This is a genomic window from Streptomyces sp. WM6378, from assembly GCF_001279695.1.
Taxonomy (GTDB): Bacteria; Actinomycetota; Actinomycetes; order Streptomycetales; family Streptomycetaceae; genus Streptomyces.
The window spans coordinates 1-15,611 of the sequence record NZ_LGDD01000308.1; the positions used below are offsets into that span (position 1 = coordinate 1).

The 15,611-nt window shown below is 69.0% G+C and carries 13 protein-coding genes; all 13 read right to left on the minus strand.

Translation table 11 applies throughout. The features are described from left to right. Nucleotides 1-102 precede the first annotated feature (102 nt). The 13 genes from nuoN to ADK54_RS29455 are packed head-to-tail and all read right to left on the minus strand — an operon-like array spanning nucleotide 103 to nucleotide 15,598. Nucleotides 103-1,755: an NADH-quinone oxidoreductase subunit NuoN gene (gene nuoN / locus ADK54_RS29395; RefSeq protein WP_053728777.1), complete on the minus strand. Its 1,653-nt coding sequence runs from the start codon at nucleotides 1,753-1,755 to the stop codon at nucleotides 103-105. Continuing rightward, nucleotides 1,752-3,323: an NADH-quinone oxidoreductase subunit M gene (locus tag ADK54_RS29400; protein ID WP_053728778.1), complete on the minus strand. Its 1,572-nt coding sequence runs from the start codon at nucleotides 3,321-3,323 to the stop codon at nucleotides 1,752-1,754. Before ADK54_RS29400 ends, nuoN begins: the two co-directional genes overlap by 4 nt. 4 nt (nucleotides 3,324-3,327) lie before the next feature. Next, nucleotides 3,328-5,211 (minus strand): NADH-quinone oxidoreductase subunit L, encoded by a 1,884-nt coding sequence (gene nuoL, locus ADK54_RS29405; protein WP_053728779.1) that lies wholly within the window; start codon nucleotides 5,209-5,211, stop codon nucleotides 3,328-3,330. A 14-nt stretch (nucleotides 5,212-5,225) separates the two neighbouring features. Then, a complete protein-coding gene (gene nuoK / locus ADK54_RS29410; RefSeq protein WP_053728780.1) occupies nucleotides 5,226-5,525 on the minus strand; it encodes an NADH-quinone oxidoreductase subunit NuoK in 300 nt (99 codons plus the stop codon). Then, on the minus strand, nucleotides 5,522-6,346 hold the full coding sequence (locus tag ADK54_RS29415) for an NADH-quinone oxidoreductase subunit J (RefSeq protein WP_053728781.1): 825 nt from the start codon (nucleotides 6,344-6,346) through the stop codon (nucleotides 5,522-5,524). The genes nuoK and ADK54_RS29415 overlap by 4 nt, the downstream gene beginning before the upstream one ends. Further along, nucleotides 6,343-7,023 (minus strand): NADH-quinone oxidoreductase subunit NuoI, encoded by a 681-nt coding sequence (nuoI, locus tag ADK54_RS29420; protein WP_078966730.1) that lies wholly within the window; start codon nucleotides 7,021-7,023, stop codon nucleotides 6,343-6,345. Before nuoI ends, ADK54_RS29415 begins: the two co-directional genes overlap by 4 nt. Further along, on the minus strand, nucleotides 7,016-8,368 hold the full coding sequence (nuoH, locus tag ADK54_RS29425) for an NADH-quinone oxidoreductase subunit NuoH (protein ID WP_053728783.1): 1,353 nt from the start codon (nucleotides 8,366-8,368) through the stop codon (nucleotides 7,016-7,018). The genes nuoI and nuoH overlap by 8 nt, the downstream gene beginning before the upstream one ends. Next, a complete protein-coding gene (locus ADK54_RS29430; RefSeq protein WP_053728784.1) occupies nucleotides 8,365-10,878 on the minus strand; it encodes an NADH-quinone oxidoreductase subunit G in 2,514 nt (837 codons plus the stop codon). Before ADK54_RS29430 ends, nuoH begins: the two co-directional genes overlap by 4 nt. Continuing rightward, entirely contained in the window at nucleotides 10,875-12,236 is a 1,362-nt protein-coding gene (gene nuoF, locus ADK54_RS29435; protein WP_053728785.1) for an NADH-quinone oxidoreductase subunit NuoF, read from the minus strand. Before nuoF ends, ADK54_RS29430 begins: the two co-directional genes overlap by 4 nt. Further along, nucleotides 12,236-12,970, minus strand: a complete 735-nt coding sequence (gene nuoE / locus ADK54_RS29440) for an NADH-quinone oxidoreductase subunit NuoE (RefSeq protein ID WP_053728786.1) — start codon at nucleotides 12,968-12,970, stop codon at nucleotides 12,236-12,238. Before nuoE ends, nuoF begins: the two co-directional genes overlap by 1 nt. Before the next feature lie 17 nt (nucleotides 12,971-12,987). Then, complete coding sequence (locus tag ADK54_RS29445) at nucleotides 12,988-14,322, minus strand: NADH-quinone oxidoreductase subunit D (RefSeq protein ID WP_053728787.1); 1,335 nt, start codon at nucleotides 14,320-14,322, stop codon at nucleotides 12,988-12,990. Beyond that, nucleotides 14,322-15,047: an NADH-quinone oxidoreductase subunit C gene (locus ADK54_RS29450; protein ID WP_053728788.1), complete on the minus strand. Its 726-nt coding sequence runs from the start codon at nucleotides 15,045-15,047 to the stop codon at nucleotides 14,322-14,324. Before ADK54_RS29450 ends, ADK54_RS29445 begins: the two co-directional genes overlap by 1 nt. Further along, complete coding sequence (locus ADK54_RS29455; RefSeq protein WP_053728789.1) at nucleotides 15,044-15,598, minus strand: NuoB/complex I 20 kDa subunit family protein; 555 nt, start codon at nucleotides 15,596-15,598, stop codon at nucleotides 15,044-15,046. Before ADK54_RS29455 ends, ADK54_RS29450 begins: the two co-directional genes overlap by 4 nt. Nucleotides 15,599-15,611: the final 13 nt, after the last annotated feature.

Consider the following 15,611-nt stretch of genomic DNA (forward strand, 5'->3'; position numbering starts at 1 on the left):
TCCCCCACCCCCGGAGGGTCCCGGGAAGGGGCGGGGCGGGGAAAAAAAAAGGCCCCGGCGCCCCCCCCCCGCGCCGGGACCCCCCCCCCCCCCGAACCGCCCCTACCGCACAAACACCCCCGCACTATGCGCAAGGTCAAGGAAGTACTGCGGCGCCACACCCAGCACCAGCGTCACAGCCACCCCCACCCCGATCGCCGTCATCGTCAGCGGCGACGGCACCGCCACCGTCGGCCCATCCGCCTTCGGCTCGCTGAAGAACATCAGCACGATCACCCGGATGTAGAAGAACGCGGCGACCGCCGAGGAGATCACACCGACCACGACCAGCGCCCCGGCACCCCCCTCCGCCGCCGCCTTGAACACGGCGAACTTTCCGGAGAAGCCGGACGTCAGCGGGATGCCCGCGAAGGCGAGCAGGAAGACCGCGAACACCGCCGCCACCAGTGGTGAACGTCGGCCCAGGCCAGCCCACTTGGACAGGTGCGTCGCCTCGCCGCCCGCGTCCCGCACCAACGTGACCACCGCGAACGCGCCGATCGTCACGAACGAGTACGCCCCGAGGTAGAAGAGGACCGACGAGATGCCGTCCGCGTTGGTCGCGATGACACCGGCCAGGATGAACCCGGCGTGCGCGATCGAGGAGTACGCGAGCAGCCGCTTGATGTCGGTCTGGGTGATCGCGACGACCGCGCCGCCCAGCATCGTGATGATCGCGACGCCCCACATCACCGGCCGCCAGTCCCAGCTCATGCCGGGCAGGACCACGTACAGGAGGCGGAGCAGGGCGCCGAAGGCCGCTACCTTCGTGGCCGCCGCCATGAAGCCGGTGACCGGGGTCGGCGCGCCCTGGTAGACATCCGGCGTCCACATGTGGAACGGCACCGCGCCGACCTTGAACAGCAGGCCCATCAGGATCATCGCGCCGCCGATGAGCAGCAGCGCGTCGTTGCCCATGGTGCCGGCAAGGGCCGGGTCCACGTTCTGGACCGAGCCGCTGACGACGTCGGCGATCGTGGCGTACGAGACGGAGCCCGCGTAGCCGTACAGGAGCGCGATGCCGAAGAGCAGGAACGCCGAGGAGAACGCGCCGAGCAGGAAGTACTTGACCGCCGCTTCCTGCGACATGAGCCGCTTGCGGCGGGCGAGGGCGCACAGCAGGTAGAGCGGGAGGGAGAAGACTTCCAGGGCCACGAAGAGGGTCAGGAGGTCGTTCGCCGCAGGGAAGACCAGCATGCCCGAGACCGCGAACAGGGCCAGCGGGAAGACCTCGGTCGTGGTGAACCCGGCCTTGACCGCGGCCTTTTCGCTGTCGCTGCCCGGCACCGAGGCCGCCTGCGCGGCGAAGGAGTCCACCTTGTTGCCGTGCGCCACCGGGTCGAGGCGCCGCTCGGCGAAGGTGAAGACGGCGACGATGGACGCCAGCAGGATCGTGCCCTGGAGGAAGAGCGCCGGGCCGTCGACCGCGATCGCGCCCATGGCCGCGATGTGCGCCTTGGTCGTGCCGTAGCCGCCGGCCGCGAGGCCGACCACCGCGGCGAAGGCGGCGGCGAGCGCGACCACCGACAGGAACACCTGCACGTAGTAGCGGCTGCGGCGCGGGACGAAGGCCTCCACGAGGACGCCGATGATCGCCGCGCCCACCACGATCAGCGTGGGGGCGAGCTGGGCGTACTCGATGTGCGGCGCGGGGATCTTGTCCAGCTTGCCTTCGGCCGCCGTGGTCCACAGGCTGTGGACAGCTGATGAGCTCACTTGGCCGCCTCCACCACCGGGTTGGGGTCCTTCTTCTGTACGTCCGACATGGTCTGCCGCACCGCCGGGTTGACGATGTCCGTCAGCGGCTTCGGGTAGACCCCGAGGAAGATCAGCAGCGCGATCAGCGGAGCCACCACGAGCAGTTCGCGGACCTTGAGGTCCGGCATGCCCTGGACCTCGGCCTTGACCGGGCCGGTCATCGTCCGCTGGTAGAGCACGAGGACGTAGAGCGCGGCCAGGACGATGCCCAGGGTGGCGACCACTCCGGCCACCGGGTAGCGGCTGAACGTGCCCACCAGGACCAGGAATTCACTGACGAAGGGGGCCAGCCCCGGCAGGGACAGGGTGGCCAGACCGCCGATCAGGAACGTACCGGCGAGCACCGGGGCGACCTTCTGCACGCCGCCGTAGTCCGAGATGAGCCGCGAGCCGCGCCGCGAGATCAGGAAGCCGGCCACCAGCATCAGCGCGGCCGTCGAGATCCCGTGGTTGATCATGTAGAGCGTCGCGCCGGACTGGCCCTGGCTGGTCATGGCGAAGATGCCCATGATGATGAAGCCGAAGTGCGAGATCGACGCGTACGCCACCAGGCGCTTGATGTCGCGCTGGCCGACCGCGAGCAGCGCCCCGTAGATGATGCTGATCACGGCGAGCACCACGATCACCGGCGTCGCCCACTTGCTGGCCTCCGGGAAGAGCTGGAGGCAGAAGCGCAGCATCGCGAACGTGCCGACCTTGTCGACGACCGCGGTGATCAGCACGGCGACCGGCGCGGTCGCCTCGCCCATCGCGTTCGGCAGCCAGGTGTGCAGCGGCCACAGCGGGGCCTTCACCGCGAAGGCGAAGAAGAAGCCGAGGAACAGCAGCCGTTCGGTGTTGGTCGCCATGTGGAGCGAGCCGCTGGCGCGGGCCGCGGCGATCTCGTTCAGCGAGAACGAGCCCGCCACCACGTACAGGCCGATGACGGCGGCCAGCATGATGAGGCCGCCGACCAGGTTGTAGAGCAGGAACTTGACGGCCGCGTACGAGCGTTGGGTCGCCGCCGCCTCGTCGCCCTGTGCGTGCGCCCGGTCGCCGAAGCCGCCGATGAGGAAGTACATCGGGATGAGCATGGCTTCGAACAGGATGTAGAAGAGGAAGACGTCGGTGGCCTCGAAGGAGAGCACCACCATCGCCTCGACGGCGAGGATCAGGGCGAAGAAGCCCTGGGTCGGCCGCCAGCGGCTGCTGTTGGTCTCCAGGGGGTCGGCGTCGTGCCAGCCGGCCGCGATGATGAACGGGATCAGGAGCGCGGTGAGCCCGATGAGGGCGACCCCGATGCCGTCCACGCCCAGTTCGTAGCGGACTCCGAAGTCCTTGATCCAGGCGTGCGACTCGGTCAACTGGTAGCGGGCGCCGCCCGGTTCGAACCGCACGAGCTGGATCGCGGAGAGCGCCAGGGTGCCGACCGAGACCAGCAGGGCCAGCCACTTGGCGGCGGTCCGCCTGGCCGCGGGGACGGCCGCGGTGGCGATCGCGCCGAGCGCCGGGAGGGCCGCCGTCGCGGTGAGGAGGGGGAAGGACATTGCGTTACACCGCCCTCATCAGCAGAGTCGCGGCGATGATCACCACAGCACCTCCGAACATCGAGACCGCGTAGCTGCGGGCGAAGCCGTTCTGCAGCTTGCGCAGCCGGCCGGAGAGCCCGCCGACCGAGGCGGCGGTTCCATTGACGACTCCGTCGACCAGGCTGTGGTCGAGGTAGACGAGCGAGCGGGTGAGGTGTTGGCCGCCGCGGACCAGGACGACATGGTTGAAGTCGTCCTGGAGCAGGTCGCGGCGGGCGGCCCGGGTGAGCAGCGAGCCGCGCGGGGCGACGGCCGGGACGGTCCCCCGGCCGTACTGGGCGACCGCGAGGCCCACGCCGATCAGCAGGCAGACGATGGTGGCGCCGGTGACGGTCCACTGGCCGACCGGTGAGTCACCGTGGTCGAAGGACGTGATCGGCTCCAGCCACTTCACGAACCGGTCGCCGATGCCGAAGATGCCGCCCGCGAAGACCGAACCGAAGGCGAGCACGACCATGGGGATCGTCATGGACTTCGGGGACTCGTGCGGGTGCACCTCCTCGGGGTTCCATCGCTTCTCGCCGAAGAAGGTCATGATCATCACGCGCGTCATGTAGTACGCGGTGATGGCCGCGCCGAGCAGGGTGACCGCGCCGAGGATCCAGCCCTCGGTGCCGCCCTTGGCGAACGCCGCCTCGATGATCTTGTCCTTGGAGAAGAAGCCGGACAGGCCGGGGAAGCCGATGATGGCGAGGTAGCCGAGGCCGAAGGTGGCGAAGGTGACCGGCATGTACCGGCGCAGACCGCCGTACTTGCGCATGTCGACCTCGTCGTTCATGCCGTGCATGACCGAGCCCGCACCGAGGAAGAGCCCGGCCTTGAAGAAGCCGTGCGTCACCAGGTGCATGATCGCGAAGGCATAGCCGATCGGGCCGAGGCCGGTGGCCAGGATCATGTAGCCGATCTGCGACATCGTCGAGCCGGCCAGAGCCTTCTTGATGTCGTCCTTCGCGCAACCGACGATCGCACCGAACAGGAGCGTGACCCCGCCGACGATCACGACGACCGTCTGGACGTCGGGCACCGCGTTGAAGACCGCGCCGGAGCGGGTGATCAGGTAGACGCCCGCGGTCACCATGGTCGCCGCGTGGATCAGGGCCGAGACCGGGGTCGGGCCCTCCATCGCGTCGCCGAGCCAGGACTGCAGCGGCACCTGCGCCGACTTGCCGCAGGCGGCGAGCAGCAGCATCAGGCCGATGGCGGTGTCGCGGCCCGAGCTCGCCCCGTCCGCCCCGTTCAGGACGGTGGAGAACGCGAACGAGCCGAACGTCGTGAACATCACCATGATGGCGATGGACAGGCCCATGTCGCCGACCCGGTTGACCAGGAAGGCCTTCTTGGCTGCGGTCGCCGCGCTGGGCTTGTGCTGCCAGAAGCCGATGAGCAGGTAGGAAGCGAGGCCCACGCCCTCCCAACCGACGTACAGGAGCAGGTAGTTGTCGGCGAGCACCAGGAGCAGCATCGCCGCGAGGAACAGGTTGAGGTAGCCGAAGAAGCGGCGGCGCTTCTCGTCGTGCTCCATGTAGCCGATCGAGTAGATGTGGATCAGCGTGCCCACACCGGTGATCAACAGGACGAAGGTCATCGACAGCTGGTCGAGCTGGAAGCCGACGTTGGCCTGGAAGCCCTCGACCGGAACCCAGCTGAACAGGTGCTTGGTCACCGTCCGGCTGTCGGCCGAGCGGCCCAGCATGTCGACGAAGAGGACCGCGCCGAGGACGAAGGACGCGCCCGCGAGCAGCGTGCCCAGCCAGTGGCCGATCCCGTCCAGTCTCCGTCCGCCGCACAGCAGTACGGCCGCTCCGAGCAGAGGCGCCGCGATGAGCAGCGCAATGAGGTTGTCCACGATTCAGCGACCCCTTACAGCTTCATCAGGCTGGCGTCGTCGACCGAGGCCGAGTGGCGGGAACGGAAGAGCGACACGATGATCGCGAGCCCGACGACGACCTCCGCGGCGGCGACGACCATCGTGAAGAACGCGATGACCTGGCCGTCGAGGTTGCCGTGCAGCCGGGAGAAGCAGACGAACGCGAGGTTGCAGGCGTTGAGCATCAACTCGACGCACATGAAGACCACGATCGCGTTCCGCCTGATGAGCACTCCGGCGGCGCCGATGGTGAACAACAGGGCTGCCAGATAGAGGTAGTTGACCGGATTCACTTGACCGCCTCCTCGTCCCGGCCGAGCCGCTCCTCGGAGCGCTGCTCCAGGGCCTTGAGGTCGGCGAGCGCCTCGCTGGACACGTCACGGATCTGGCCCCGGCCGCGCAGCGTCTGGTTGACGGTGAGCTCCGAGGGCGTGCCGTCGGGGAGCAGGCCCGCGATGTCCACCGCGTTGTGCCGGGCGTAGACGCCGGGGGCGGGCAGCGGGGGCAGGTGCTTGCCGCGTACGCGCTCCTCGGACATCTCGCGCTGGGTCTTGGCGCGCTCGGTGCGCTCCCGGTGGGTGAGCACCATCGCGCCGACCGCCGAGGTGATCAGCAGGGCGCCGGTGATTTCGAAGGCGAAGACGTACTTGGTGAAGATGAGGGTGGCCAGCCCCTCCACGTTTCCGTTGGCGTTGGCCTGGCCGAGCCCGGTGAAGGTCTTCAGCGAGGCGTTGCCGATGCCGGCGATCAGGAGCACCCCGAAGCCGAGCCCGCAGGCCGCGGCCCACCAGCGCTGGCCCTTGATGGTCTCCTTCAGCGAGTCGGCGGCGGTGACGCCGACCAGCATGACGACGAAGAGGAACAGCATCATGATCGCGCCGGTGTAGACGACGATCTGTACGACGCCCAGGAAGTACGCCCCGTTGGCGAGGTAGAAGACCGCAAGGATGATCATGGTTCCGGCCAGGCAGAGCGCGCTGTGCACGGACTTCTTCATGAGGATGGTGCACAGGGCGCCGATCACGGCGACCGTGCCGAGCACCCAGAACTGGAAGGCCTCACCGGTCGAGGTGTGCGACGCGGCCGCGGCGAGCAGCTCGGTGGGCGCGCTCATGCCCCCACCGCCTTGCTGGACGCGGGCTCGTCCTCACCGAAGGTGGAGGCGCCCTCCTGGGGCCGCTCCCCCTTGCTGAGCGCCACTTGCCGGACGGTGCCGGGCGCGGCCTCGGTGACCAGGCCCCGGTAGTAGTCCTGCTCGTCCATGCCCGGATAGATCGCGTGCGGGCTGTCGACCATGGTGTCGTCGAGCCCGGCGAGCAGCTGCTCCTTGGTGTAGATCAGGTTCTCGCGGGAGGAGTCGGCCAGTTCGAACTCGTTGGTCATCGTCAGCGCCCTGGTCGGGCAGGCCTCGATGCACAGGCCGCACAGGATGCATCGGGCGTAGTTGATCTGGTAGACGCGGCCGTAGCGCTCGCCCGGCGAGTAGCGCTCCTCGTCCGTGTTGTCCGCGCCCTCCACATAGATGGCGTCGGCGGGACAGGCCCAGGCGCACAGCTCGCAGCCGACGCACTTTTCCAGGCCGTCCGGATGCCGGTTGAGCTGGTGGCGGCCGTGGAAGCGCGGCGCGGTGGTCTTGTGCTGTTCCGGATACTGCTCGGTCAGCCGCTTCTTGAACATGGCCTTGAAGGTCACGCCGAAGCCGGCCACGGGATTGAGGAACTTCTCCCCCGGCTCCCCGGGCTTCCCCGACTCTCCAGGCTTCCCCGACTTACCGGTCGATGACTCAGGCACCGTCGTCCTCCCTTCCTTCTCGGTCACTCTCAGTATCGACTCCACCACTGACAATCAACTCGCGTTCCTGGCGCGGCCGTCGGCGGGGTACGGGCGGAAGGGTCTGGCCGGGCAGCGGGGGCACCGGGAATCCGCCGGCCATCGGGTCGAAGGCCGCGGGCGGCGCCTTCGCCTCCTCGGCTTCCTTCTTGCCGCGGAAGACGTCCGCGACGAAGGAGACAAGGAGCACCGCGATGACCGCGCCGCCGACGTACAGCACGATCTTCGAGAAGTCGTAGCCGTCGTTTCGCAGCGCCCGTACGGTCGCGACCAGCATCAGCCAGACCACGGAGACCGGGATGAGGACCTTCCACCCGAGCTTCATCAGCTGGTCGTAGCGGACCCGGGGCAGGGTGCCGCGCAGCCAGATGAAGAAGAAGAGCAGCAGCTGGACCTTGATGACGAACCAGAGCATCGGCCACCAGCCGTGGTTCGCGCCCGCCCAGAAGGTGCTGATGGGCCAGGGCGCGCGCCAGCCGCCGAGGAAGAGGGTGACCGAGACGGCCGAGACGGTGACCATGTTGACGTACTCGGCGAGCATGAACATCGCGAACTTGATGGACGAGTACTCGGTGTTGAAGCCGCCGACCAGGTCGCCCTCGGACTCCGGCATGTCGAACGGGGCCCGGTTGGTCTCGCCGACCATCGTGATGATGTAGATGATGAAGGAGACCGGCAGCAGCACGACGTACCAGCGGTCGCCCTGCGCCTCGACGATCTTCGAGGTCGACATCGAGCCGGAGTAGAGGAAGACCGAGGCGAACGCCGCGCCCATGGCGATCTCGTACGAGATCATCTGCGCGCACGAGCGGAGACCGCCGAGGAGCGGGTACGTCGAGCCGGAGGACCAGCCCGCGAGCACGATTCCGTAGATCCCGACCGAGGCGACGGCCAGCACGTACAGCATGGCGATCGGCAGGTCGGTGAGCTGCATCGTGGTGCGCTGGCCGAAGATCGACACCTCGTTGCCCGAGGGCCCGAACGGGATCACGGCGATCGCCATGAACGCCGGGATCGCGGCGATGATCGGGGCGAGGACGTAGACGACCTTGTCGGCCCGCTTGACGATGACGTCTTCCTTCAGCATCAGCTTGATGCCGTCGGCGAGCGACTGGAGCATGCCCCAGGGTCCGTGCCGGTTGGGGCCGATGCGCAGCTGCATCCAGGCGACGACCTTGCGCTCCCACACGATGGAGAACAGCACGGTCACCATCAGGAACGCGAAGCAGAAGACGGCCTTGACGACGACGAGCCACCAGGGGTCGCGGCCGAACAGGGAGAGGTCCTCCGCAGCGAGCGTGATCACGCCTCCACCACCTCCGAGGGGGCTTCCGTAACGGCCGGGCCGATGCGGACGACCTGGCCGGGGACCGCGCCGGTGTCGGCGGTGACGCCAGCGCCGACGGAGTTCAGCGGCAGCCACACCACCCGGTCGGGCATCTCGCTGACCTGGAGCGGGAGTTGGACGCTTCCGGACGGTCCGGTGACCTCCAGGAGGTCGCCGTCCTTGACGCCGGACTCGGCCGCGGTGGTCGCCGAAAGCCGGGCCACGGCCGCGTGCCGCGTGCCCGCCAGCGCCTCGTCGCCCTCCTGGAGCGAGCCCTGGTCGAGCAGCATCCGGTGTCCTGCCAGGACCGCCTCGCCCTCGCCGGGCCTCGGCAGCGGCTGCGCCGACTCCAGGGGCTCACTCGCGCGCGGCCCGTCCCAGGTGCCGAGCCGCGTCATCTCGCCGCGTACGGAACGGAGATCGGGCAGACCGAAATGGACGTCGAGTGCGTCGGCCAGCATGTGCAGCACGCGGGCGTCCGTGGGCGCCGGGGTGCGGGTCAGCTGCTCCGGCTTGAGCGCGGACTCGAACAGGCGGGCCCTGCCTTCCCAGTTGAGGAAGGTGCCGGGCTTCTCGGCGACGGCCGCGACCGGGAAGACCACGTCCGCGTGGGCGGTGACCTCGGTGGGCCGCAGCTCCAGGCTGACCACGAAGGCCTCTTCGAGGGCCTCGCGGGCGCGCGCCGGGTCCGGCAGGTCCGCCGGGTCGACGCCCGCGACGAGCAGGGCGCCCAGCTCGCCGGTGGCCGCGGCCTCGACGATCTGGCCGGTGTCGCGCCCGTAGCGGTGCGGGAGTTCGCGTACGCCCCAGGCCGAGGCGACCTGTTCGCGGGCGCGCGGGTCGGTGGCCGGACGGCCGCCGGGCAGCAGCGACGGGATCGCGCCCGCCTCCACCGCGCCGCGCTCGCCGGCCCGGCGCGGGATCCACACCAGGTCGGCGCCGGTCGCCGAGGCCACGCGCACGGCGGCGGTCAGCGCGCCGGGCACGGCCGCGAGCCGTTCGCCGACGACGAGGACGGCGCCCGGGGAGCGCAGTGCCTCGGCCGCCTTCGTGCCGTCCGCGTCCAGGCCGACGCCGCCCGCGAGCGCGTCCAGCCACTCGGTCTCGGTGCCGGGCGCGGCGGGCAGCAGCGTGCCGCCCGCCTTGTGCAGGCCGCGGGTCATGTGTGTGGCGAGCGAGAAGGTGCGCTGGCCGTGCTTGCGCCAGGCCTTGCGCAGCCGCAGGAAGACGCCGGGCGCCTCCTCCTCGGACTCGAACCCGGCGAGCAGAACCGCCGGTGCCTTCTCCAGGGATGTGTAGGTGGCGCCCCGCCCGTCGAGGTCCCGGCCGTGTCCGGCGACCCGGGCCGCCAGGAAGTCGGCCTCCTCGGCGGAGTGCACGCGGGCCCGGAAGTCGACGTCGTTGGTGTCGAGGGCGATCCGGGCGAACTTGGCGTAGGCGTACGCGTCCTCGACGGTCAGCCGGCCTCCGGCGAGCACCCCGGTCCGGCCGCGCGCGGCGGCGAGTCCGGCGGCGGCCGCCTCAAGTGCCTCGGGCCAGCTGGCCGGCTGGAGCTCACCGGTCCCCGAGTCGCGCACCATGGGCGTGGTCAGACGGTCCGCCTTCTGCGCGTACCGGAATCCAAACCTGCCCTTGTCGCAGATCCACTCCTCGTTGACCTCGGGGTCGTCGGCCGCCAGGCGCCGCATGACCTTGCCGCGCCGGTGGTCGGTGCGGGTCGCGCAGCCGCCCGCGCAGTGCTCGCACACCGACGGCGACGACACGAGGTCGAAGGGCCGGGAGCGGAATCGGTACGCCGCCGAGGTCAGCGCGCCGACCGGGCAGATCTGGATGGTGTTTCCGGAGAAGTACGACTCGAACGGGTCGCCCTGCCCCGTCCCGACCTGCTGGAGCGCGCCCCGCTCGATCAGCTCGATCATCGGGTCGCCGGCGATCTGGTTGGAGAACCGGGTGCAGCGGGCGCACAGGACGCAGCGCTCGCGGTCCAGGAGCACCTGGGTGGAGATCGGGACCGGCTTCTCATAGGTGCGCTTCTTGCCTTCGAAACGCGAATCCGTGTCACCGACCTGCATCGCCTGGTTCTGCAGCGGGCACTCGCCGCCCTTGTCGCAGACCGGGCAGTCCAACGGATGGTTGATCAGGAGGAGTTCCATCACTCCGCGCTGGGCCTTCTCGGCGACCGGCGAGGAGAGCTGGGACTTGACCACCATGCCGTCGGTGCAGGTGATGGTGCAGGACGCCATCGGCTTGCGCTGGCCCTCGACCTCGACGATGCACTGGCGGCAGGCGCCGGCCGGGTCGAGCAGCGGGTGGTCGCAGAACCGGGGGATCTCGATGCCGAGCTGTTCGGCGGCGCGGATCACCAGGGTGCCCTTGGGGACGCTGATGACGATGCCGTCGATGGTCAGCGAGACTGTTTCCTCAACGGCCTTGGACGGCCCCGCCGCCTCGCCGCCCCCGGAGGAAGCGCTACTCGTCGTCACAGTCATGCGTTCACCTCCGTGCTGTCGTCCGCCCAGACCGTGGACCTGGCGGGGTCGAAGGGGCAGCCCTTGCCCGTGATGTGCTGCTCGTACTCGTCGCGGAAGTACTTGAGCGAGGAGAAGATCGGCGAGGCGGCGCCGTCGCCGAGCGCGCAGAACGACTTGCCGTTGATGTTGTCGGCGATGTCGTTCAGCTTGTCGAGGTCGTCCATCGAGCCCTGGCCGGCCTCGATGTCGCGGAGCAACTGGACCAGCCAGTACGTCCCTTCACGGCACGGTGTGCACTTGCCGCAGGACTCGTGGGCGTAGAACTCGGTCCAGCGGGTGACCGCCCGCACCACGCAGGTGGTCTCGTCGAAGCACTGGAGCGCCTTGGTGCCGAGCATCGATCCGGCCGCGCCCACGCCCTCGTAGTCCAGCGGCACGTCGAGGTGCTCGTCGGTGAACATCGGGGTCGAAGAGCCGCCCGGCGTCCAGAACTTGAGCCGGTGGCCCTTGCGCATCCCGCCGCTCATGTCGAGCAGCTGGCGCAGCGTGATGCCGAGCGGCGCCTCGTACTGGCCGGGGCCCGCGACGTGCCCGCTCAGCGAATACAGCGTGAAGCCGGGCGACTTCTCGCTGCCCATCGATTTGAACCACTCTTTTCCGCGGTGCAGGATCGCGGGAACCGACGCGATGGATTCCACGTTATTGACGACAGTGGGGCACGCGTACAGACCGGCTACCGCGGGGAAGGGGGGTCGCAGCCGGGGCTGGCCGCGACGGCCTTCGAGGGAGTCCAGGAGTGCGGTCTCCTCGCCACAGATGTACGCGCCCGCGCCCGCGTGCACGGTGAGTTCGAGGTCCAGACCGCTGCCGAGGACGTTTTTGCCGAGGTAGCCCGCCGCGTAGGCCTCCTTGACGGCCTCGTGCAGCCGCCGCAGTACGGGGACGACTTCGCCCCGCAGATAGATGAAGGCATGCGACGACCGGATCGCGTAACAGGCGATCACGATCCCCTCGATGAGGGAGTGCGGGTTGGCGAACAGGAGCGGGATGTCCTTGCAGGTCCCGGGCTCCGACTCGTCGGCGTTGACAACTAGATAGTGCGGCTTGCCGTCTCCTTGGGGAATGAACTGCCACTTCATCCCGGTGGGGAAGCCGGCGCCGCCACGGCCGCGCAGACCGGAGTCCTTGACGTACGCGATGAGGTCGTCCGGCGTCATGGCGAGCGCCTTGCGCAGACCCTGGTAGCCGTCGTGACGCCGATAGGTCTCCAGGGTCCAGGATTCGGGCTGGTCCCAGAACGCGGAGAGGACCGGGGACAGGAGCTTCTCGGGGCTGCTCCCGTTCCCGTTTCCTTCGATCTCGGTTGCCAAGGTCATCACTCCCCCTCCTCGTTGGCCGGGCGCTCGTCGTGCGGTTCCTCGCCGCGGGGGTGCACCACGCGGGCTCCCTGCGTCTCGCCCCGGGCGAGCCTGAGGCCGGCCAGCGAGGCGGGTCCCGCGCCGCCGGTCGCGGCCACCGCGCCGGGCCGCTCGTCGGGGAAGCCGGCGAGGATGCGCGCGGTCTCCTTGTACGTGCACAGGGGCGCGCCCCGAGTGGGTTCGACCTGGCGGCCCGCGCGCAGGTCGTCGACGAGGCGCTTGGCGGACTCGGGGGTCTGGTTGTCGAAGAACTCCCAGTTGACCATCACGACGGGCGCGAAGTCGCAGGCGGCGTTGCACTCGATGTGTTCGAGGGTGACCTTGCCGTCGTCGGTGGTCTCGTTGTTGCCGACGCCCAGGTGCCGCTTCAGCTCGTCGAAGATGGCGTCGCCGCCCATCACCGCGCACAGCGTGTTGGTGCAGACGCCGACCTGGTAGTCGCCGGAGGGCCCCCGCCGGTACATGGAGTAGAACGTGGCGACGGCCGTCACCTCGGCCGTCGTCAGCTCCAGGAGGTCCGCGCAGAAGGCCATGCCGGTGCGCGAGACGTACCCCTCCTCCGCCTGTACGAGGTGGAGGAGCGGCAGCAGCGCGGAGCGGCTGTCGGGGTAGCGGGCGACGATCTCCTTGCCGTCCGCCTCCAGCCGGGCGCGTACATCGGCCCGGTAGTCGGGCGCGGGCAGTTGAGGCATGCCCAATTGGATGTCTGTCACCGGTCGACGCCTCCCATCACGGGGTCGATGGACGCGACGGCGACGATGACGTCGGCGACTTGGCCGCCCTCGCACATGGCCGCCATGGCTTGCAGGTTGGTGAAGGACGGGTCGCGGAAGTGGACCCGGTAGGGGCGGGTGCCGCCGTCGGAGACGACGTGCACGCCGAGTTCGCCCTTGGGTGACTCGACGGCCACGTAGGTCTGTCCGGCGGGGACCCGGAAGCCCTCGGTCACCAGCTTGAAGTGGTGGATCAGGGACTCCATCGAGGTACCCATGATCTTCTTGATGTGGTCGAGGGAGTTGCCGAGCCCGTCCGGGCCGAGCGCGAGCTGCGCGGGCCAGGCGATCTTCTTGTCCTCGACCATGACCGGCCCCGGCTCAAGCCGGTCCAGGCACTGCTCGACGATCCTGAGCGACTGGCGCATCTCCTCCAGGCGGACCAGGAAGCGGCCGTAGGAGTCGCAGGTGTCGGCGGTCGGGACGTCGAACTCGTAGTCCTCGTAGCCGCAGTACGGGTCGGTCTTGCGCAGGTCGTGCGGCAGGCCGGCCGAGCGCAGGATCGGGCCGGTGGCGCCGAGCGCCATGCAGCCGGTCAGGTCCAGGTATCCGACGTCCTGCATGCGGGCCTTGAAGATGGGGTTGCCGGTGGCGAGCTTGTCGTACTCCGGCAGGTTCTTCCGCATGGTCTTCACGAACTCGCGGAGCTGGTCCACCGCGCCCGCTGGCAGGTCCTGGGCGAGTCCGCCCGGCCGGATGAACGCGTGGTTCATGCGCAGGCCGGTGATCAACTCGTAGAGGTCGAGAATGAGTTCACGATCACGGAAGCCGTAGATCATGATCGTGGTCGCGCCGAGCTCCATGCCGCCGGTGGCGATGCAGACCAGGTGCGAGGAGAGCCGGTTGAGCTCCATGAGCAGGACCCGGATGACCGAGGCCCGGTCGGGGATCCGGTCGGTGATGCCGAGGAGCTTCTCGACGCCGAGGCAGTACGCCGTCTCGTTGAAGAACGGCGTCAGGTAGTCCATGCGCGTGACGAAGGTGGTGCCCTGCGTCCAGGTTCGGTATTCGAGGTTCTTCTCGATGCCGGTGTGAAGATAACCGATTCCGCAACGGGCCTCGGTGACGGTCTCGCCCTCGATCTCCAGGATCAGCCGGAGCACTCCGTGTGTGGAGGGGTGCTGGGGGCCCATGTTGACGACGATGCGCTCGTCGTCGGCCTTGGCCGCGGACTGGACGACCTCGTCCCAGTCGCCGCCGGTGACCGTATAGACGGGTCCCTCGGTGGTCTCGCGGGCCGAAGCGTGCGACGTTCCGTTAGATGTGGACATCAGCTGTACGACCTCCGCTGGTCCGGAGCCGGGATCTGGGCGCCCTTGTACTCGACCGCGATGCCGCCGAGGGGGTAGTCCTTGCGCTGCGGGAAGCCCTGCCAGTCGTCCGGCATCATGATCCGGGTGAGGGCGGGGTGGCCGTCGAAGACGATGCCGAAGAAGTCGTACGTCTCGCGCTCGTGCCAGTCGTTGGTCGGATAGACCTCGACGAGCGAGGGGATGTGCGGGTCGCTGTCGGGGGCGCTCACTTCGAGCCGGATCAGCCGGCCGTGGGTCAGGGAGCGCAGGTGGTAGACGGCGTGCAGTTCACGCCCCTTGTCCCCGAGGAAGTGGACACCGCTCACGCCCGTACAGAGCTCGAAGCGCAGGGCGGGGTCGTCGCGCAGGGTGCGGGCGACGCGCTGGAGGTGTTCGCGCGCGATGTGGAAGGTGAGCTCGCCGCGGTCGACGACCGTCTTCTCGATCGCGTTCTCGGGGAGCAGGTCCTGCTCCTCCAGGGCGCCTTCGAGTTCGTCGGCCACCTCGTCGAAGTAGCCGCCATAGGGCCGCGAGGAGGCGCCGGGCAGCGTGACGGTGCGCACCAGACCGCCGTAGCCGCTGGTGTCGCCGCTGTTCGCGGCGCCGAACATGCCCTTGCGTACGCCGATGACCTCGCCGGTGTCGTCGCGCTGGGCGGGCACGCCGTTCTGTTCGGGGGTGTCCGGAGTATCGGGAGAGCTCACCGCAGCAGCCCCTTCATCTCAATGGTGGGGAGCGCCTTGAGGGCCGCCTCCTCCGCCTCGCGGGCCGCTTCCTCCTGATTGACCCCGAGCTTGGAGCTCTGGATCTTCTGGTGGAGCTTGAGGATGGCGTCGAGCAGCATCTCGGGCCGGGGTGGGCAACCGGGCAGGTAGATATCTACCGGGACAATGTGGTCAACACCCTGAACAATTGCGTAATTGTTAAACATTCCGCCCGACGAGGCGCAAACCCCCATGGAGATGACCCACTTGGGGTTGGGCATCTGGTCGTAGACCTGCCGCAGGACCGGCGCCATCTTCTGGCTGACCCGGCCGGCCACGATCATCAGGTCGGCCTGGCGCGGGGAGCCGCGGAAGACCTCCATGCCGAAGCGGGCCAGGTCATAGCGGCCCGCGCCGGTCGTCATCATCTCGATGGCGCAGCAGGCCAGGCCGAAGGTGGCGGGGAAGACGGACGCCTTGCGCACCCAGCCCGCGGCCTGCTCAACAGTGGTCAGTACGAAGCCGCTAGGCAGTTTCTCTTCGAGTCCCATAGGTGCCCCTCAG

Bases quoted from the DNA above. Each gene is read 5' to 3' on its own strand.
- ADK54_RS29430 (WP_053728784.1), bottom strand. From the start codon at position 10,878: ATGACTGTGACGACGAGTAGCGCTTCCTCCGGGGGCGGCGAGGCGGCG.
- ADK54_RS29400 (WP_053728778.1), bottom strand. From the start codon at position 3,323: ATGTCCTTCCCCCTCCTCACCGCGACGGCGGCCCTCCCGGCGCTCGGC.
- ADK54_RS29415 (WP_053728781.1), bottom strand. From the start codon at position 6,346: ATGAGCGCGCCCACCGAGCTGCTCGCCGCGGCCGCGTCGCACACCTCG.
- ADK54_RS29445 (WP_053728787.1), bottom strand. From the start codon at position 14,322: ATGTCCACATCTAACGGAACGTCGCACGCTTCGGCCCGCGAGACCACC.
- nuoF (WP_053728785.1), bottom strand. From the start codon at position 12,236: ATGACCTTGGCAACCGAGATCGAAGGAAACGGGAACGGGAGCAGCCCC.
- ADK54_RS29455 (WP_053728789.1), bottom strand. From the start codon at position 15,598: ATGGGACTCGAAGAGAAACTGCCTAGCGGCTTCGTACTGACCACTGTT.
- nuoE (WP_053728786.1), bottom strand. From the start codon at position 12,970: ATGCCTCAACTGCCCGCGCCCGACTACCGGGCCGATGTACGCGCCCGG.